Origin of the sequence: Curtobacterium sp. YR515 (assembly GCF_900113095.1) — a bacterium.
Lineage (GTDB): Bacteria > Actinomycetota > Actinomycetes > Actinomycetales > Microbacteriaceae > Curtobacterium.
The window spans coordinates 601,866-619,147 of the sequence record NZ_FOOD01000001.1; the positions used below are offsets into that span (position 1 = coordinate 601,866).

Genomic DNA, 17,282 nt, shown 5'->3' on the forward strand with positions numbered 1-17,282 from the left:
TGGTCAGGACGCGTCGCGCCGGTCCGTGGCGCCGATCCCGAGGACCGCGTCGGCGCGGTCGTTGAGCCGGGCGAGGAGCCCGGCGAGGGTGTGCAGCTCCCCCGTGGCGAACGCCCCCGTGAGGTCGTCGAACACCTCGGCGCCGGCGACGTCGAGCGTGTCGAGCAGCGTCCGGCCGGCCGGGGCGATCGAGACGAGGCTGGCGCGTCCGTCGGCCGGGTCCGGGGCGGTGCCGAGGTACCCGGACTCGACGAGCGATGCCACACGGCGGCTGATCACGGGGCGCGACAACCCCGTGGCGTCCGCGATCGCCATCGACCGGACCGCCCCGAAGTGGTCGACCGCCCGCAGGATCACGCGCGCCGTGGGGTCCAGTCCCCCGCGCGACTCGATGAGCGACGACCGCAGGGTCTGCCGGACCCACAGCCGGTCGAGCTGCGCGCGCAGCAGTCGCTCGGCGTCGTCCCGGTCCTCGGTCATGCCGGACAGCGTAGCGGCCACATTTAGTTGCTTGTCGGAAGCAATGGATGTATCGTTGCGCGGCCTGCAAACTTTCACAGCAGGAAACACAGCACGAAGCAAGGAGCTCGATGACCGCCACCGCACCCGTCCCGGTGCAGCACGGCCGACGCGCAGCCGGGGTCCCCACGGACTCCGCCGCACCCGGCCAGCAGCCGCTGATGACCCACCGCCAGATCCTCCTCGTGATCTACGGGCTGATGGCGGGCATGTTCCTGTCCTCGCTCGGCCAGACGGTGTTCGGCACGGCGATCCGGACGATCGGTGACGACCTGCACGGGCTCGACCAGCAGGCCTGGGTGACGACCGCGTACCTCATCACCTCGACCATCGCGACGCCGATCTACGGCAAGCTCTCCGACATCTTCGGGCGCCGGCCGCTCTACATCTTCGGCATCGTGGTGTTCATCCTCGGCGCCGTGCTCTCGTCGATGTCGACCTCGATGCTCATGCTCGCCGGCTTCCGCGCCGTGCAGGGCATCGGTGCCGGTGCGCTGATGTCGCTGCCGCTCGCGATCATGGGCGACATCCTCGCTCCGCGCGAACGTGCCAAGTACCAGGGCTACTTCCTCGCCGTGTTCGGCATCTCGTCCGTGATCGGCCCGCTCATCGGCGGCCTGCTCGCCGGTTCCTCCGAGATCCTGTGGATCACCGGCTGGCGCTGGGTGCTCCTCATCAACGTGCCGATCGGCATCGCTGCCCTCGTCATGGTGCTCGTCTTCCTGCACCTGCCGAAGGTGCACGGTGGCGACACCGCGAAGCCGAAGGTCGACTGGTGGGGCGCGACCGCCGTCATCGTCACGCTCGTCCCGCTCCTGCTCGTGGCCGAACAGGGCCGCACCTGGGGCTGGGGCTCGGCCGCCGCGATCGCCTGCTACGTCATCGGCGTCGTCGGCCTCGTCGCGCTGCTCCTCATCGAGTCGAAGATGGGCGACGCCGCGATCATCCCGCTGAAGCTCTTCCGCTCCGGCACGTTCTCGATGGCGACCGTCATCGGGTTCCTGGTCGGCTTCGCGATGTTCGGTGCCATGCTCACCATCCCCCTCTACCTGCAGATCGTCGTCGGCCTGACCCCGACCGAGTCCGGCTTCGCGACGCTCCCCCTCGTCGGCGGGCTCATGATCGCGTCGATCACGAGCGGCCAGATCGTCGCGCGGGTCGGCCGCTACCGGATCTTCCCGGTGATCGGCACGGCGCTGGTGTCCTCCGGCTACGTCGTCCTGACGTTCATGAGCATCGACAAGCCGCTCTGGTTCCTCATGATCGGCATGTTCCTCATCGGGCTCGGGCTCGGATCGGTCATGCAGTCGCTGACCCTCGCGTCGCAGGGCTCGGTCGAGGCCCGGGACATGGGCGTCGCCACGTCGTCCGCCACGTTCTTCCGCCAGATCGGTGGCACGCTCGGCACCGCCGTGCTCCTGTCGATCCTGTTCTCGGTGATGCCGTCGAACATCCTGCACGCGACCGCGAACCAGAAGGACCTCGGCGCAGCGCTCGACGCGGCGACGAACCCGACCGTGGCCACCGCGCCCGCGAACCGGGGCGTGATGGACGAGATCTGGACCCCGATCGTCACCCCGCTCGAGCAGAACGTGCAGGCCTCGCTCGACGACGTCACCGCCCAGGTGCAGCAGTCGACCGCGAGCGCCCCGGCCGCCGTGCAGGCCCAGGCCCTCGCCGCGGCAGCCGACCAGGCCCACGCCTCGGTGCAGGACGGCAAGCTCGTCGTCGACTGGTCGGACACGGCGCAGCGGTCCTACTGGGTGGGCGAGCTCACCCCGGCCGTGGCGAAGCAGGTCTCCGACGGCAGCGGCTCCGGGTCGAGCACCATGAGCACGAACGACACCTCGTTCCTGACCGGTGCGGACAGCCGGCTCACCCGGCCGTTCATGGCGGGCTTCAACGCCTCGTCCGTGACGATCTACTGGGTCGGTCTCGGTGTGATCCTGCTCGCCTTCGTCCTCACCTGGTTCTTCCGGGTGCCGCCGCTCCGTCAGCGTTCGGCGCTGCAGGAGCGTGCGGACGCCGCGGGTGCGCAGCGCTCCGACGACGACCGGCTCTCGGCGGAGGACGAGCTCGAGACGGCCGCCGGCTTGGCCGCCGCCGAGGCGGGCTCCTTCACCGGCCCGATGACCGGATCCACCCCGACGCAGCCCGCGCAGCGCCGGTGACCGACCGGGGCGCCCGTCCGCTGTCCCCCTTCGTGGACGGGCGTCCCACCCCACCAGCACCAGGAGCCACCGTGACCACCACCCCCGCGACGACGACGGCGACGGAGCCGTGCTCGCTGCGTGAACGGAAGAAGCAGCAGACCCGCTCGGCGCTGCACGACGCCGCACTGACGCTCGTCTCGGCGCACGGCCTCGACGGGGTGACCGTGGAGCAGATCTGCGCCGACGCCGACGTCTCCCCCCGGACCTTCTTCAACTACTTCTCCTCGAAGGCGCACGCCGCGCTCGGGCTCGACACGGTCGAGGTCCCGCCGGCCGCCGCGACCTGGTTCGCCACCGCCGAGGGGCGCTTCATCGACGACCTGTGCGGCCTCGTCGCCGCCACCGTGTCCCTCTCGCAGGACCGGCGCCGGATGAAGGAGCTGCTCGCGCTCCGCCCGGAGATGGCCCCGATGGTCATGCAGTGGATGGCCGAGTCCCGGCAGTCCCTGCTCGCCACGGTCGGCACGCGGACCGACGAGCAGACCGCCCGCACCGCGGTGGCCCTCGTCATGTCCGCGCTGTCCGAGGTGGCGCACCGCGAGACCGTCGGCGGGCCGGACGAGCTCGCGGTCCGACTGCGCGCCGTGGTCGGCGAGATGGGCGCGCTCGCGTCCGCCTGACCGGACGTCTGCCTGCGTGGACCCGCAGGCCGTTTCGGCATCCCGCAGGAGTCCTCCCACCGGGCGCGAAGGCTGCCTACGCTCCTCGCACCGGCCGCACCCGACGGCCGGTGCCCTCGCCCCGCGGCGCGCAACGGCGCGTGTCGCGGGGCGACCACGCAGGGTGTGTTCTTGCGCTCACCGACAGTTCACGCGCGCACCGGCCCGTGGACTGTCGCCCAGCGCGTGGAGACGGTACCGCTTGTCGGACGGGAGGGACGGTGCCGGCTCGCACCGCGCCTCCCGTCCGTCAGACGGTCGCGTCTCAGGCGCGTGCCAGCGGGTCCAGCTGCTCCGGCGTCGCATCGGCCGCCTGCGTCGACCGGCTGAGCGCCTCGTGCCGCTCGTCCTCGGCCAGGAGCGCGCGGCCGGCGGCCGTCCCGTGCTCGAACGCGTCAGGGCCGACGAGCAGGCGGAGCGGCGGCTCGTCCATCGCCACGACCTGCAGCACGAGCTCGGCGACCAGGTCCGGGTCGCTCGCACCGATGCTCGTGCCCCCGTGCATCCGTGCGGACCCCCCGACGGTCGCCTCGTACTCCGGCCGGACCGGCGCGACCGTCATGGACGACCCCGCCCAGTCGGTTCGCATGCCGCCCGGCTCGAGGACGGTGACGCGGATGCCGAGGGCGCCGACCTCCTTCGCGAGCACCGAGGAGAACCCGCCGACGGCCCACTTCGCGGTCTGGTACGCGCCGAGCCCCGGCGTCGACATGCGCCCGCCGACGGACGAGACCTGCACGATGTGCCCGGAGCCCTGCTCACGCATGACGTGCACGGCCTCCTGGCTGAGGGTCACCACGCCGAACAGGTTCGTCTCGACCTGGGCGCGGAAGTCGGCGGGGTCGACGTCCTCGATGCTGGCGAGGTTCGCGTACCCGGCATTGTTCACGAGGACGTCGAGTCGGCCGAAGCGCTCGACCGCGGTGCGGACTGCTGCACGGGCGGCGTCGGGGTCGGTGACGTCGAGCGCGACGGGGACGAGCTCCGCGCTGGTGAGGTCGTCGAGGGCGTGGAGGTCCCGGACCCCGGCGACCACCTGGTGACCGGCGGCGAGGGCTGCGGTGACGATCGAGCGGCCGAGGCCCCGCGAGGCACCGGTGACGAGGAAGACGGACATGGTGTTCCTAACTGACTGGTTGGTTGACAGCACTCATGGAACACCTCCGGTGCTCGCTTGTCAACCGTCCGGTTGATAACCTGAACGGATGCCGATGCCCCGCGACGCCGACGCCACCCGCGCCCGACTCCTCGTCGCCGCCCGCGACGAGTTCGCCGCGGTCGGGATCGCCGGCGCGCGCGTGGACCGGATCGCCGCAGCCGCCGCGAGCAACAAGGCGCAGATCTACCACTACTTCGGCAGCAAGGACGGCCTGTTCGACGCGGTCTTCGACGCGATGGTCGCTGAGACGCTCGACGAGGTCACGATCGACGCCGACGACCTGCCCGAGTACGCCGGACGCCTGCACGACTCCTACGCGCACCGACCCTGGGTGCAGCGCCTGGCGACCTGGTACCGGCTCGAGCGGGGCGACACCTCGCACCCGATCGACGCCGTCGTGCGGAGCAACGCCGCCAAGCTCCGGGCGGTCGAGGACGCACAGCGGGACGGTCGGCTGCCGACGACGTTCTCGGCGGCGGAGCTCCTCGGGATCGTCATCCACACCGCTGCGCTGTGGAGTGGTGCGACGCCGGAGTACGCCCGACTGACGGACGAGGTGGGGGCGGCGCGGCGGCGGGAGGTCGTCGTGGCGACGGTGGCGGCGGTGGTGCGGGGCTGAGCGGGTCCTTCGGCGCTCAGCCGCCCGTCGCGGCGAACACGCCGAGCACGATGCCGACGCAGAGCATGGCGATGCCCAGGGCCCGGAAGAGTGCCGTGGGCAACTGGGCGTGACGATCGGCTGCCTTCTTGCTCTGGACGATGCGCATCTGTCGCTGCAGGAAGTCGTGCATCGCCTCCGGCGACACCGCGATCGCGCAGCCGAGGAGCACGAAGGCGCCGCCGAGGACCCAGAGCGCCAGCGCGTCAGTCAACGACGTTCACCGGAGGAGCAGCGCGCCGGCGACGAGCATGACGAGTGCGATCACGACTGCGATCAGCCGTCCACGGTCGGAGGGCGGGTGGTTGCGATTCCGCTGCACCACCCACGGGATGCACGCCAATCCGCCGACCGGAAAGCGCGAACGCCGTCACTTGTTCCTGGCTCGCCACGAGACCACGACCCCGAACAACACGTACACGCCGAACAAGCCCGCGAGCGCGCCCCAGATGGCCACGCCGGCGTCAGCGCGACCGGGCGAGAGGAGCGTGACCACACCGAGTGCGATCGCGACCAAGGCGATGACCGTCGGCAGCAGGAGGTTTCCCTTCATCCTGAACATCGGAAGCCCCTCTCCGGGCGAGGTGTCCGACCCCCGGACGGCATCAGATCACCACGGTGAGGACGAAGAACACTCCGACCATCGCGACGAGGATCCCGAAGACCCGCACCACCCGGACTGAGGAGATCTCGGCGGCGTTCTGCCCGAGCAGCGGACGAAGAGATGCCTTCATCGTGCGCGAGATCGGTCGCGGGATGAGCGCGCACAGCAGCCCACCCGAAGCGGCGAGCAGACCGACGATCACGATGGACAGCGGCATGTGTTCCCAGGGAAGTTCGTGGCGGCTCCTCATCGCTTCGTGCCGAGCCGACGAGCACAGTGAGGAGACGGCCCTGTGCACGCATCGTGAACGCTACCGAGCTTCCCTCGCTCCTGCTCGCCCCGTGCTGGGAGGCTGGTCGACGACGACTAGTCCTCGAGCGTGCGTCTCGTCGCGCAGTTCCAGCGCGAGCTCCGCCGCGCACGTGACGCTCTCCGCGCCCCACGGCACGAACAGCACCCGCGATCCCAGCCGGCCCGCAAGCTCATCAGTCCCCATCGGTGTGCCCCGTCCCCTAGGAGGCCTGCGCCACCGGCGTCAGGTCCTCGACCTCGTGTGCGTCGTCATCGTCGGCCAGCGCGCGGCGCACGGACGACATGCCGACGCCGAGGGTCGTCGCGATCGTCTGCCACGTCTCCTTGTCGGCCCGCATCCGTCGCGCGATCGCGATGCGCTCCGGCGTCATGACCGTGGGCCGGCCACCGCGGCGGCCGCGATCGCGCGCGGCCGCGAGGCCGGCGCGGGTGCGGTCCGAGATGATGCGCCCGTTCATCTGCGCGAACGCCGCGCAGATGTGGAAGAACAGCTCGCCGCCGGCTGTCGTGGTGTCGAACGGCTCCGTGAGCGAGCGGAACTGGATCTGCCGCTCTTGGAGCTCGGTCACGATGTTCACGACGTCGGTCATCGACCGGCCCAGCCGGTCCGTCGAGTAGACCAACAGCACGTCGTCCGCGCGGAGGTGCTCGAGGCAGCGGCGCAGCCCGGGACGGGCGGTGTTCTTCCCCGTCGACTTGTCGGAGAAGATCGTGTCCGCGCCGGCGGCGCGCAGTGCGTCCTCCTGCGATCCGAGGTTTTGATCCAGGGTGCTCACCCTGGTGTACCCGACGATCACGCCGTCCTACCTTCCGAGGTCCGTGGTGTTGCCGCGACTGGTTCCCAGCCCGGTGCTGCGTGCCGACGTCGCCCGCTCGACGCCCGGCGGCAGCGGTCGCGTCGCCTCAGTCGCGGGACGGCCGTTCTGCCGGGCGAGCATCTCGACGATGCGTTGCTGGTCAGCCGTGAGCGTGGGGACCTGTCGGCCCTGCTCCCCCGGCGTCATGAGCCGTTCGTGCAGGTAGTCCGCCAGGCCGCACTCCTGGCCCGCGACGGCGTTCAGCCGGTGGGCGCGGAGCTCGTCGACGTTCACGCGCTGCCAGTCGATCGGGTGGCCCGCACGCTCAGCGAGCGTGCTCACGTAGAAGCTCTGCGTACGGGTGTTGCCGTCCCGGTACGGGTGAATGGCGGAGAGCTCACCCCACCGGTCCGCGAGCCGGTCAGCGAACGCCCTCGGGTCCAGCCCGGTCAGGTAGTCCTCCCGGTCGAGCTTCCGGAACAGGCCGGCCATGTTCTCGTCGATGTACTCCGGTCGGCAGTACGGGATGCCCGTGCCGGTGGCCTGCACGTCGACGTCGCGGGTGCGGCCGGCGATGTTCGGCGCGATGCGCTCGAACATGCGCTCGTGAATGCTCCGGAGGTAGCCGGCATCCGGACGATCCGGGATCGGCTCGTTCGACAACTCCGCCATCGCGGCGGAGGCGTAGTCGTTCGTCGCCTGGTCGAGCCGGGCCTGGTCCCGGATGCCCTTGGAATTGATGAGCACACCCCCGCTGCCCGGGTAGGTGTACTTGTCGTCGTCGCTCACGTTGATGTTGATGTAGTCAGTCACGCCGATGGACATGCGGCGAAAACGACGCAGCTGCTCAGTGCGGTCAGCCCTGGGCGTACTTCGCGTCGAGCTCGTCGTACGCCTGCTCCAGGGTGAGATCCCCGTCGAGGATGCGACGGGCCCGCCCCAGCGCCTCGGCGTCCGGGAAGTGCCCCGCGAGCTGCTGGCTCTTCTCGATCATCGCCATGGTCTGATCGACGTCGACCTGACGGCCCGTGCGGTGCTCGGTCTTGGTGGCCATCATCACTCCCCTGCTCGGCATCCATTCTACCAAATTGCCCGAAAACGTTCCACATCCGTTTTGAGCAACAGAGGAGTTCGCAACGGTTCGAGCATGCGCCCGGTCCATCTCTCAGGTATCGCCTCGGGCCGTCCGGCTGCGCGCACTGGACGCGGGTGAACGGTAGCTGAGGAAGCCGTAGTCATGCCAGAAGCGCCCCGCCGCTTCGGCGAGGCGCTTCTGGTGACATGGCTACCGAGACCACTCAGGGTCGTCCTGGCATCAGCTCAGGGCGCTCTTTCTTCAGCTCCCGGTCACTTCTGACTTCGACGTCGGACCCATACGAAGAAACCCGCTGCGGAAATGAGCAACCCTAAACCAAGGCCGACCGGGGGGATGATCGATCCTCCCTCGGGGATGCCGCTGATGAGGAACGTGAAGAACACGAGCGCGATGACTAGGCCACCGACCGCATATATCAGTGGAATGTTCTGGTACTTGTTCATAAATGACCCTTCTCAAGCGCAGGCGAAGACGCCGGCAACGCCGGTAGCTACGCCGGTCAATTGACCAGTAACCCCTGCGACCGCGACGCTTGCGACGAGGCCTCCAACGACAGCTCCGGCCAGCACTCCGAAGATCGTCGCCACTCCCACGAACGCTAGTCCGCATCCAATCTGAGTACTCGTGAGCTGTCCCGTCGGGTCGTAGCCGTTGATGGGGTCGCTGGCCGCGTAGGCGTACCGGTTGCCGTTGGCAGGATCGAGGGGCGAGTCGAGAGTGTCCTGCTGGGTCCAGGCCCCGATGTAGGGGTTGTACCAGCGTTGCCCGAACTTGACCAGGCCGGTGGCAATGTCCTGGATACCTGCCTTGAACGTGAAGGGGTTCGCGGGGAGCCCGTCACCGCCGCCGTCGTGGGTGACGGTTTCGGTGCCGTACGGGTCGAAGCTGTGGGAGAACGCGGCCGCGTCGTCGACCAGCAGCGCAAACGGGTTCCCGGTGCCGTCGTAGGCGTAGAGCCCGGTGACGTAGGACGGGGTTGCCAGTGCAATGGGTTGCCCGGTCTTGGAGTCGTTGATGATGTTCGAGCGTTGCCCGTTCCGGGTGGAGGTCACCAGGGTCGGGTTGCCGTTTTGGTCGGCACGGCCGTACATGTACGTCCTGGTGTCGCCGCCTGCGGTGGAGAGGGAGAGCAGGGACTTCTGGTCCGCGCCGGCGTACGTGTAGGTGGTGGTCTGGGAGCCGTTGTGGACGGCGGTGGTCATCTGCTCGGCGCCGTTGTAGGTGAACGTGTATTCGGGGGCGGCGATGAGGTTCCCGGCACCGTCGTACGCGTACCCGGTGGTGCTGATCTGGTTCGCGGCGTTGTAGGTGAGCGTCTGGTTGGTAGTGACGGTGCCGCCGGCGGTGGTGAACTTCGAGCCGGTGCGGTTGCCGCGGACGTCGTAGGTGAAGTCCCACGTCCCGGCGGTCGCGGAGCCGCTGCCGGCGGTGACGGTCTTCGTGACGCGGTTGCGGTCGTCGTAGGTGTAGGTGGTGGTCTGCCCGGTGAGGTTGTCGGTCACCCATTGCACATTTGACCGGTCGTTCGTGGTGGTCGTGCCGCAGGTGGGTGCGGCGCTGGTGGTGTTGTAGCAGTACTGCAGGTCGTAGATGTGGCTGTTGTCCGTCGCGGATGGGCCTACCCAGCCCTGCGTTTCGGTGATGCGGCCGCTGCTGTCGTAGTCGGTGTGGGTGCGGCTTGCCCAGGTGCTGTTGTCGGCGTTCGCGTCGGTGTAGGTGTCGGTCCGGCGGCCGTTGGCGTCGGTGATGAAGTGGAACTCCTGGGTGCCGCTGCTCGAGGTCGACGGGGTCGTGGTCGAGGTGAGCACGCCGGAATCGTCGTAGGCGGAGGTGGCGGTGCCGTCGGGTCCGGTGACGGAGGTCTGGTTGCCGGCCTTGTCGTAGGTGTAGGTGACGGTGCCGTTGGCGGTGTTGGAGGTTGCGAGGACGTTGCCGAGCTGATCGACCGTGTTTGTCAGCGTCCCGGATCCGGAAGCCTGGGTGAGCAGGTGCCCGGCGGTGTCGTAGGTGTTCGTGACCGTCGGTGTGCTGTCGGAGAAGCTGGTTGTCAGGACACGATCGTCACCGTCGTACGTGTAGGTGGTGCTGCGGCCGGCACCGTCGGACGCGGACTGGATGCGACCGAATGCGTCGTACGTGTACGCGCGAGCGCCGAGCGCGGCGGACCCGGTGGTCGGGGTGAAGGTGACCGGCGTGATGCCCGTGAGCTGCTTATTCGTGTACGAGTACGTGGTCTTGTTCGTCCCGTTGCCCGGAGCGGTGGCGGTCGCGACCTGCCCGGCGGTGTAGGTCAGCGTCGCGGTCGCGGCCGTCGCCCCGGAACCGCTGCTGCTGGTGAGCTGGTTCCCAACACCGTCGTAGGTGAGGTTGGTCACGTTCCCGGCGTCATCCGTGGTCGTTGCGGGCAGGTACGCAGTCGCGGCGGGCGTCGCGTTGTAGCCAAGCTGTTGGGAAGCCCCACCCGCGGAGGCGACCTTCGTCAGCGACTGGCCGCTGTTCGCCCCGTACGTTGCCGATGCGGTCGGTGTGGACCCGGAACCGATCGTCGCTGACGTTGGTGCGTAATTCGCGTTATAGGTCTTCGAGCGGACCCGTCCGGCCGCATCGGTGACGCTGTTGACGAGCTTCTGTGTCGCGTTCAACGCGTAGGTGATGTGCGGCACCGCGGACACCGCTGACGTGGTGTCCGTGTTCGGTCCGGCGACCAGGGTCGACGTCGACGATGCGTAGCTCAGACGGGTCGTCGACGCTCCAGCGGCCCCGGACGTGGTGTTGGACTGCACGACCTGGGACACCTTGTGTGTGGTGCCGGAGTAGCTGATCGTCGTCGTCGCGCCCGTCGGGCTGGTGATCCCGGTCAGGTCGGTTCCCGAGTAGGCGAACGTCGTGGTCTTGCCCGCACCATCGACGTAGGAGGTGAGATTCCCGGAGGTGTCCTTGATCCACTTCACCGTCCGGGCAGTCGACCCGCTCCCCTGTGTCAGCGTGTAGGTACGGGTCGTGCTGCTGTACGCACCGGACGCGGTCTTAGCCGCGGCGGTCCCCGCCGTGCTGACGATCGACGTCGGCACGCCGGACGTGTTCGTGATCGTGATCGTGTTGCCGTTCTTGTCCGCCACCGACACCGGCTGGCCGTTGGTGTCGGACTTGATCACCTGCCCCGTCGCCGGGTCCGTCATCGTGTACGTCGGGTTCGTCGTCGCGGACGCGACGAGCTTGCGGAGGAACCCGGCCGGTGCGGTGAACGTCGTGCTCGTTGCCGAAGGGAACGTCCACGTTGCGCCATCTGCAGCCGTGTACACGACCGCCCCGGAGGCCCCCGACGAGAACGTGCCCGCACCACCGATACCCGCGGACCACCGAGCCGCCTGCTGCGTACTCGAGCTCGCGGCCTGCCACCCCAGCGAGTTGTACGTCTGCGTGATCGCGTTCGTCCCGTTCACGCCTGGCAACGCCAGGCCCGCGGTCGTGACCTCGAGGTTTCCCGTGGCGACGTCAACAGCGACGCCAACCTGATCCGACACCGGGAATGGCAGCGACGTCGCGGACGGACGAGCTCCCGTCAACCCGGTGGTCGTCGGCCCTGTTGGGATCGCGGCATGCGCTGCCTGCGCGACACCTCCCACGAGCGCGACACTCACGACGCCGACAAGCGCGGTCTTGATGGCAATGGACGATGCGGACGCCGAACGGCGTGGAGCAAGAAGCACGAAGTTCCCCTAGAACAACTGAGCCAGTAACGCGGGTGGAGCTCGGCGCCGAACAGCAGGCGACCGCTCGTGAGGCATGGAACGCCCGCACCGCCCGTCGACCATGACGTCGGCTCAGATGAGGGTTAATCGGGAACCTACAGACCGATCCGAATGGTCTGACATCCCCCAAACGGGGGATGCAATCTGCTCGAAAACGCCGTCGGACCATTGCGAGCAGCACTGGGTTTCGGCAACGAGTTTTGGACAGGTATGAACCCGGCGCTGTGGGCAGCTTCGCTCCGTGTCGTCGGAATCGCTTCCTTCGGTGTCGGGACGTCGCGGGTGCGCGAGACGGCCCGCGTGACTTGGGGTTCGGGTGCATACTGGTGGTGTCTTCGGACCCGGTAGTGGGGCTTGCCGGACCCAACCTCGACAGTTGTCGACAACAGTCCCTATCTCAGCTGGTCGCGCTTCTGCGCGCCTGAGGTAGGGAGTGTCATGACAGCACCAATCGGTACCGGACCGGTCGTCGTCGGCGTCCTGCCCGGCCTCGCTCCGGGGGTCATCGAGGTTGCGTCGTCCATCGCGCGCCGCTTCGGTACGACGCTGGTGTGCGTCAGCGTGGATGCATCGCTCATCGATGCCGGTACGCGCTCGGACGGGTCGGTGATGGTGGAACCGATCGACCCTGACACCGCTGACGCGACACCGCAGGGCTTGTCGGACAGTGACGAGGCGGCAGTACGTGCTGCCGCAACGACCTACGGCGTCGACGTCACGTTCGTCCCGGGTGTCGGGGATCCGAGCCGGGCACTGTCGCAGGTGGCCGAAGACCGCGACGCGGCGATGCTGGTCGTCGGGGCCAGGACGGGAGCGGGTCGAATCGCGGAGTTCTTCACGGGGTCGGTCGCGGCACGGCTGACCCATCAGCAGCACCGTTCAGTGCTCGTAGTGCCCGTTGATCCGGTCGGGTTCGATGCCCCACTGCCATGGGACACCCCGTGACCGGCCAGCTTGTTCTGCTCCGCCACGGACAGAGCACTGCGAACGCTGCCGGCACCTTCACCGGCTTGCGAGACGTCGCGCTGACCGAACAGGGCACCGCCGAAGCGAATCGGGCTGGGTTGCTACTTCTGCATGCGGGCATCCGACCGGACCTCGTGCTCACGTCGACGCTCGAGCGGGCGCTCCATACGGCGGAGCTCGTCACCGACGTCCTCGGACGTGATGCGCCGATCGAGTCGACGTGGCGGTTGAACGAGCGGAACTACGGCGCCCTCACCGGCATGTCCAAGCAGAATGCGCAAGCGGCGTTGGGGGCGGAGCAGTTCTTCGCTGTTCGCCGGACCCGCACGGGTCGGCCGCCACGCATGTCGATCCGCGCGTGGCTGGCGCTCCGGCGGACGACGGCGCTTCGTGGACTGCCGTGGGCGGCAGTTCGTCGAACCGAGACACTCTCCGACGTCATCCGCCGGGTCCAACCCGTCCTGTCGGACCGCATCACCCCGGCACTCCGCGACGGGCAGACAGTGCTCGTCGTCGCGCACGGCAACTCACTGCGGGCACTGTGTGCCTGCATGGACGGCCTGACTGACGGTGAGCTCGCGGACCTGAACCTCCCCACGGGCGAACCCCTGATCTACCGGTTCGACGGCGACGGCGGGTTCTGTCCGCGGGGTGGGAAGTACCTGCACCCGGCAGCACGAGCAGCAGCGGCAGCGGTCGCTGCGGAAGGTGGAACATGACCTCCCGAACGGACACGGACCTGCCCGATGGGCAGCTCCCGCCCGACCCGGACATCGACGCCAACGACCCGGAACGTATCGCCCGGCCAGTGCATCTGCGGTGGCGGTACCTCGGTGTCGTCGCACTCGGCGGCGCCATCGGTACCGCCGCACGCGACGGACTCAGCACCGCGTTCCCCGCTCAGCACGGAGTGTCCTGGGCGATCTTCTGGATCAACATCGCCGGCGCGCTCCTACTCGGTGTGCTGCTGGAACACCTCGCGCATCGCGGACCTGACGAGGGTCGCCGCCGGACACTGCGCCTGCTTCTGGGGACTGGTGTCCTCGGCGGGTTCACCACCTACAGCACCCTCGCGACCAGCACCGCGGTGTTATTCCTCGACGGCCGAGGGTTGGCCGGCACCGGGTACGGGCTCCTGACGGTCCTCGCCGGCGCGATCGCCACCGGTGGCGGCCTCGCGATCGCGGGCTTGGTCCGACCGAACGGAGCCACATCATGAGCGCCCTGGCCTTCCTCAGCGTCGCTGTCGCTGGCGGTGTCGGCGCGGCCGCACGGTTCTTCCTGGATGGTGCGATCAACCGGGGTCGGCAGTTCCGGCTCCCGGTCGGGACGCTGACGATCAACATCACCGGCTCGTTCCTGCTGGGCTTGATCACCGGCGCCGCCGGTCACCTCGGCGCTACCCCCGTCGCGGTGCTCGGAACAGGGCTCATGGGTGGCTACACCACGTTCAGCACCGCCAGCTTCGAGACCGTCCGCCTCGCACGCACCGGCCGCACCACCGCGGCTGCCGTGAACGGGCTTGGGATGCTCGTCGTCTCCGTCGCCGCAGCCGCCGGGGGCGTCACCCTCGGCACCCTCACTTGACCATCCGACTCGGAGAAGAACAGCTCATGCACTTCGACATCACGATCGAGATCCCCCGCGGCAGCGGCAACAAGTACGAGGTCGACCACACCACCGGACGGATCCGCCTGGACCGGGCGGTGTTCACCAGCATGGTGTTCCCGCAGGACTACGGCTCGATCGACGACACTCTCGGCGATGACGGCGACCCCCTCGACGCGCTCGTGCTGCTGCCCCGGCCCACGTTCCCCGGCGTCGTCATCGACGTCCGCCCGGTCGGGATGCTCCGCATGGTCGACGAGAACGGCGGCGATGACAAGATCCTCACCGTCCCCGCCGGAGACGTCCGCTTCGACCACGTCCAGGACATCACCGACGTCGCCGAGCCGGTCCTGGTGGAAATCGAGCACTTCTTCGCCCACTACAAGGAGATCGAGCACGGCAAGCACGTCACCACCAACGGGTGGGCGAACCGTGTCGACGCCGAAGCCATCATCCGCGCCGCACAGGAACGGTTCACCCCGCACCCCTGACCGGCACCCGCGCACCCGCGCACCCGCGCACCATCCAGTGCGCGCCCTGAACCGCCGCGGGGAGGCAACTGGCGCCCAGTGATCGCCAGGAGGTCGTCCCTCCGCCTCCCCGCGGCCCACACCCGCACGACGAACCCGAAAGGCGACAACCGCCATGAACGACTACATCAGCAACGTCCACCACACCACCCACCATCAGGGCGAGTACGTGACCCACACCAGCCGCCCCGTCACCATCAGCAGCCTGCACGGCTCCCGGATCCTCGACTCCCGCGGCTACCCAACGATCCAGGTGCATCTCGAGCTCGAGGACGGCACCGTCGTCACCGGCGACGCCCCCGCAGGCGCATCCACTGGCGCGCATGAGGCTGTCGAGCTTCGCGACGGCGGCAGCAGCTACGGCGGCCGCGACGTGAGCCAGGCACTGCACCTCATCACGGCGGACGTCGCACCGATGATCACCGGCCAGTCGTGGACCTCAATCGGGCAGGTCGACGCCGCCCTCGCTGCCCTCGACAGCACCCCGAATTACCGCCGGCTCGGCGCGAACAGTGTCGTCGCGACCTCGATCGCGATGGCACGCGCTCTCGCCGCCGCAGCGGAGCTGCCGCTCTGGCGTTGGATCGCAGACGTCACCGGCAGCACGCCTCGCTTGCCCGTCCCGCACTTCAACGTCCTCAACGGCGGAGCGCACGCAGCGAACGCGCTCGACTTCCAGGAGTTCATGATCGCCCCGGTGAACGCCGACACCATGACCGACGCGGTTCGGATCGGGTCAGACGTCTACCACGCACTGGCGGCACTGGTCCGGGAACGGTTCGGCAGTCTCGGTCTCGGCGACGAAGGTGGCTTCGCGCCATCGATCGCCGCGCCCGAGGAGGCCCTCGACCTCCTCGTCGCCGCGATCAGTGCCGCTGGCTACGAGCCCGGCGTCGACACCGTCGCGATCGCACTCGACCCGGCGGCGAACGAGTTCGCGCTCGGTGACGGTAGCTACCGGGTCGTGGACCGCCGGCTCGACCGCGCAGGCATGGTCGACTACTACCGCGACCTCATCAGCCGGTATCCGATCCGGAGCATCGAAGACGGCTTCTCCGAAGATGACCACGGCGGCTGGAAGGCGATGTCGTCCGCGCTCGGCGGCATGCTCCAGATCGTCGGCGATGATCTCTACGTCACCGATCCGCAGCGCATCCGCGACGGCGGGAAGGACGGGCTCTCGAATGCAGCGCTCATCAAGCCGAACCAGATCGGCACCGTCTCCCAGACCCTCGACGCGATCGGCGTCGCACGCTCGCTCGGGATGCGGAGCATGGTGTCGCACCGGTCCGGGGAAACCACCGACACGTTCATCGCGGACCTCGTCGTCGGCAGCGGAACCGGACAGATCAAGTCCGGCGCCCCCGCCCGCGGAGAACGCGTCGCGAAGTACAACCGGCTCACCGAGATCGCGGAGAACAATCCGGAGCTGCCCTACGGGCTGCGCTGACCCCGACCGGCCACCTCGTGGGCGACGCGCAGGAAAGCAGAACCAGCTGGCTGGGGCTCTCCCGACCAGATCGCCCGCAACGGCCGGGCAAGTGGCGGCCCGGCGAGCGGGACCCGCACCAGCGACCCGTCGTTGATGTCGGCGGCGACCGTGCGAAGGCTCATCACCGCCGGTGCGATTCCGGCCTGTGCGTTCGCCCGGATGATGCTCGTGGTCTCCAGCACCGCGGCCGGAACCGACATGCTCAAACCGGCCTCCCTGAGCCATGCGGCGAGGGTCGCGCGAGTCCCGGAACCTTCTTCCCGCAGGAGCAGAGCCGTCGCCGCCAGGACCTCCGCAGTGATCCCGGTCGACCGAGCCCAGGGATGGTCCGGCGCAACGACGACCGCGAGCTCATCGTCCGCGATCACCTGCGCGGACACACCTGCCGCCACCACCGGGGTCTCCGTGAACCCGAGGTCCGCGCCACCCGACTGCACGAGATCCGCCACCGCGGCGGAGTTGCCCGCGATCAGACGCACCCGCACGTCGGGTTCACGGCGGCGGAATTCGAGCAGCCAGCCCGGCAGCAGCAGCTCCGCGATGGTCTGTGACGCCGCGACGACGAGCGAACCCGTCGGAGCCCGCAGCACAGCCACTCCTGCCTCGAGGTGGCGAGACGCGTCGAGGACCGGTCCGGCCAGCCCGACGACGAGCCGGCCGGTCTCGGTCAGCACCGACCCCGTGGTCGAGCGGTGCACCAACAAGTGACCGACCATGCGCTCGGCGACCCGGATCCGAGCAGACACTGCCTGTTGCGTGACGCCGAGCGCTCCAGCGGCAGCGGAGAGCGAGCCGGTCTCGGCGACGCGTGCGAGCACGTCGAGTGTGTCGAGGTCGAGCGTTCGGTCCGTGAGTCGCCGTAGTGTCACAATCAACGATTGTGCCCCGCCAAGAGGTTCCCGGTACCGCCAGAGGCA

At 68.9% G+C, this 17,282-nt stretch carries 20 protein-coding genes; 9 read left to right on the top strand and 11 right to left on the bottom strand.

Features of this window, described 5'->3' with window-relative positions:
- Positions 1–3: 3 nt before the first annotated feature.
- Positions 4–480 carry a MarR family winged helix-turn-helix transcriptional regulator gene (locus BM028_RS02795; protein ID WP_071303102.1) on the bottom strand — a complete coding sequence of 159 codons (477 nt, stop codon included), beginning with the start codon at positions 478–480 and terminating at the stop codon, positions 4–6.
- A gap of 110 nt (positions 481–590) precedes the next feature.
- Here BM028_RS02795 and BM028_RS02800 point away from each other — a divergent pair, with 110 nt between their 5' ends.
- A complete protein-coding gene (locus BM028_RS02800) occupies positions 591–2,690 on the top strand; it encodes an MDR family MFS transporter (RefSeq protein WP_175495969.1) in 2,100 nt (699 codons plus the stop codon).
- A 71-nt stretch (positions 2,691–2,761) separates the two neighbouring features.
- Entirely contained in the window at positions 2,762–3,352 is a 591-nt protein-coding gene (locus tag BM028_RS02805; RefSeq protein ID WP_092384408.1) for a TetR/AcrR family transcriptional regulator, read from the top strand.
- A 304-nt stretch (positions 3,353–3,656) separates the two neighbouring features.
- Here BM028_RS02805 and BM028_RS02810 read toward each other — a convergent pair whose 3' ends face one another.
- Positions 3,657–4,508 (bottom strand): SDR family NAD(P)-dependent oxidoreductase, encoded by an 852-nt coding sequence (locus tag BM028_RS02810; protein ID WP_092384410.1) that lies wholly within the window; start codon positions 4,506–4,508, stop codon positions 3,657–3,659.
- An 88-nt stretch (positions 4,509–4,596) separates the two neighbouring features.
- Here BM028_RS02810 and BM028_RS02815 point away from each other — a divergent pair, with 88 nt between their 5' ends.
- Positions 4,597–5,169, top strand: a complete 573-nt coding sequence (locus tag BM028_RS02815; protein ID WP_254789362.1) for a TetR/AcrR family transcriptional regulator — start codon at positions 4,597–4,599, stop codon at positions 5,167–5,169.
- A 16-nt stretch (positions 5,170–5,185) separates the two neighbouring features.
- On the opposite strand, the gene BM028_RS02820 is transcribed toward BM028_RS02815, so the two are convergent.
- From BM028_RS02820 to BM028_RS02850, 8 genes are all read right to left on the bottom strand, one after another.
- Positions 5,186–5,422, bottom strand: coding sequence for a hypothetical protein (locus tag BM028_RS02820; protein ID WP_092384412.1), 237 nt, complete (start codon positions 5,420–5,422; stop codon positions 5,186–5,188).
- A gap of 156 nt (positions 5,423–5,578) precedes the next feature.
- Entirely contained in the window at positions 5,579–5,761 is a 183-nt protein-coding gene (locus BM028_RS02825) for a hypothetical protein (RefSeq protein WP_092384413.1), read from the bottom strand.
- Positions 5,762–5,813: 52 nt separating this feature from the next.
- Entirely contained in the window at positions 5,814–6,029 is a 216-nt protein-coding gene (locus tag BM028_RS02830; RefSeq protein WP_092384415.1) for a hypothetical protein, read from the bottom strand.
- A 295-nt stretch (positions 6,030–6,324) separates the two neighbouring features.
- Positions 6,325–6,921, bottom strand: a complete 597-nt coding sequence (locus BM028_RS02835) for a recombinase family protein (RefSeq protein WP_092384417.1) — start codon at positions 6,919–6,921, stop codon at positions 6,325–6,327.
- A 6-nt stretch (positions 6,922–6,927) separates the two neighbouring features.
- Entirely contained in the window at positions 6,928–7,734 is an 807-nt protein-coding gene (locus BM028_RS02840; RefSeq protein WP_254789363.1) for a Fic/DOC family protein, read from the bottom strand.
- A gap of 43 nt (positions 7,735–7,777) precedes the next feature.
- A complete protein-coding gene (locus tag BM028_RS02845) occupies positions 7,778–7,978 on the bottom strand; it encodes a hypothetical protein (RefSeq protein WP_254789364.1) in 201 nt (66 codons plus the stop codon).
- 290 nt (positions 7,979–8,268) lie between these two features.
- Entirely contained in the window at positions 8,269–8,460 is a 192-nt protein-coding gene (locus BM028_RS18150) for a hypothetical protein (RefSeq protein ID WP_139219731.1), read from the bottom strand.
- 12 nt (positions 8,461–8,472) lie between these two features.
- The gene (locus BM028_RS02850; RefSeq protein WP_092384419.1) at positions 8,473–11,460 is read right to left on the bottom strand and encodes an RHS repeat domain-containing protein; all 2,988 of its coding nucleotides are present in this window, start codon (positions 11,458–11,460) and stop codon (positions 8,473–8,475) included.
- Between the two features lie 747 nt (positions 11,461–12,207).
- Between BM028_RS02850 and BM028_RS02855 the strand changes: the two genes are divergently transcribed.
- From BM028_RS02855 to eno, 6 genes are all read left to right on the top strand, one after another.
- Entirely contained in the window at positions 12,208–12,714 is a 507-nt protein-coding gene (locus BM028_RS02855; RefSeq protein WP_055950132.1) for a universal stress protein, read from the top strand.
- Positions 12,699–13,454, top strand: a complete 756-nt coding sequence (locus BM028_RS02860) for a 2,3-bisphosphoglycerate-dependent phosphoglycerate mutase (RefSeq protein ID WP_082473850.1) — start codon at positions 12,699–12,701, stop codon at positions 13,452–13,454. Before BM028_RS02855 ends, BM028_RS02860 begins: the two co-directional genes overlap by 16 nt.
- Positions 13,455–13,543: 89 nt before the next feature.
- Complete coding sequence (locus BM028_RS02865; protein ID WP_055950235.1) at positions 13,544–13,954, top strand: FluC/FEX family fluoride channel; 411 nt, start codon at positions 13,544–13,546, stop codon at positions 13,952–13,954.
- On the top strand, positions 13,951–14,322 hold the full coding sequence (locus tag BM028_RS02870; RefSeq protein ID WP_055950129.1) for a fluoride efflux transporter FluC: 372 nt from the start codon (positions 13,951–13,953) through the stop codon (positions 14,320–14,322). Before BM028_RS02865 ends, BM028_RS02870 begins: the two co-directional genes overlap by 4 nt.
- Positions 14,319–14,834, top strand: coding sequence for an inorganic diphosphatase (locus BM028_RS02875; RefSeq protein ID WP_435081088.1), 516 nt, complete (start codon positions 14,319–14,321; stop codon positions 14,832–14,834). Before BM028_RS02870 ends, BM028_RS02875 begins: the two co-directional genes overlap by 4 nt.
- Positions 14,835–14,988: 154 nt before the next feature.
- Positions 14,989–16,323 carry a phosphopyruvate hydratase gene (eno, locus tag BM028_RS02880; protein WP_082473849.1) on the top strand — a complete coding sequence of 445 codons (1,335 nt, stop codon included), beginning with the start codon at positions 14,989–14,991 and terminating at the stop codon, positions 16,321–16,323.
- Here eno and BM028_RS02885 read toward each other — a convergent pair.
- Complete coding sequence (locus BM028_RS02885; protein WP_055950124.1) at positions 16,308–17,234, bottom strand: LysR family transcriptional regulator; 927 nt, start codon at positions 17,232–17,234, stop codon at positions 16,308–16,310. The two genes, eno and BM028_RS02885, sit on opposite strands and share 16 nt — an antisense overlap.
- Between the last annotated feature and the right edge of the window lie 48 nt (positions 17,235–17,282).

Coding starts and splice junctions, on each gene's coding strand:
- BM028_RS02795 (WP_071303102.1), bottom strand. CDS start 480: ATGACCGAGGACCGGGACGACGCCGAGCGACTGCTGCGCGCGCAGCTC.
- BM028_RS02800 (WP_175495969.1), top strand. CDS start 591: ATGACCGCCACCGCACCCGTCCCGGTGCAGCACGGCCGACGCGCAGCC.
- BM028_RS02810 (WP_092384410.1), bottom strand. CDS start 4,508: ATGTCCGTCTTCCTCGTCACCGGTGCCTCGCGGGGCCTCGGCCGCTCG.
- BM028_RS02815 (WP_254789362.1), top strand. CDS start 4,597: ATGCCGATGCCCCGCGACGCCGACGCCACCCGCGCCCGACTCCTCGTC.
- BM028_RS02825 (WP_092384413.1), bottom strand. CDS start 5,761: ATGAAGGGAAACCTCCTGCTGCCGACGGTCATCGCCTTGGTCGCGATC.
- BM028_RS02830 (WP_092384415.1), bottom strand. CDS start 6,029: ATGCCGCTGTCCATCGTGATCGTCGGTCTGCTCGCCGCTTCGGGTGGG.
- BM028_RS02845 (WP_254789364.1), bottom strand. CDS start 7,978: ATGATGGCCACCAAGACCGAGCACCGCACGGGCCGTCAGGTCGACGTC.
- BM028_RS18150 (WP_139219731.1), bottom strand. CDS start 8,460: ATGAACAAGTACCAGAACATTCCACTGATATATGCGGTCGGTGGCCTA.
- BM028_RS02855 (WP_055950132.1), top strand. CDS start 12,208: ATGACAGCACCAATCGGTACCGGACCGGTCGTCGTCGGCGTCCTGCCC.
- BM028_RS02860 (WP_082473850.1), top strand. CDS start 12,699: ATGGGACACCCCGTGACCGGCCAGCTTGTTCTGCTCCGCCACGGACAG.
- BM028_RS02870 (WP_055950129.1), top strand. CDS start 13,951: ATGAGCGCCCTGGCCTTCCTCAGCGTCGCTGTCGCTGGCGGTGTCGGC.
- eno (WP_082473849.1), top strand. CDS start 14,989: ATGAACGACTACATCAGCAACGTCCACCACACCACCCACCATCAGGGC.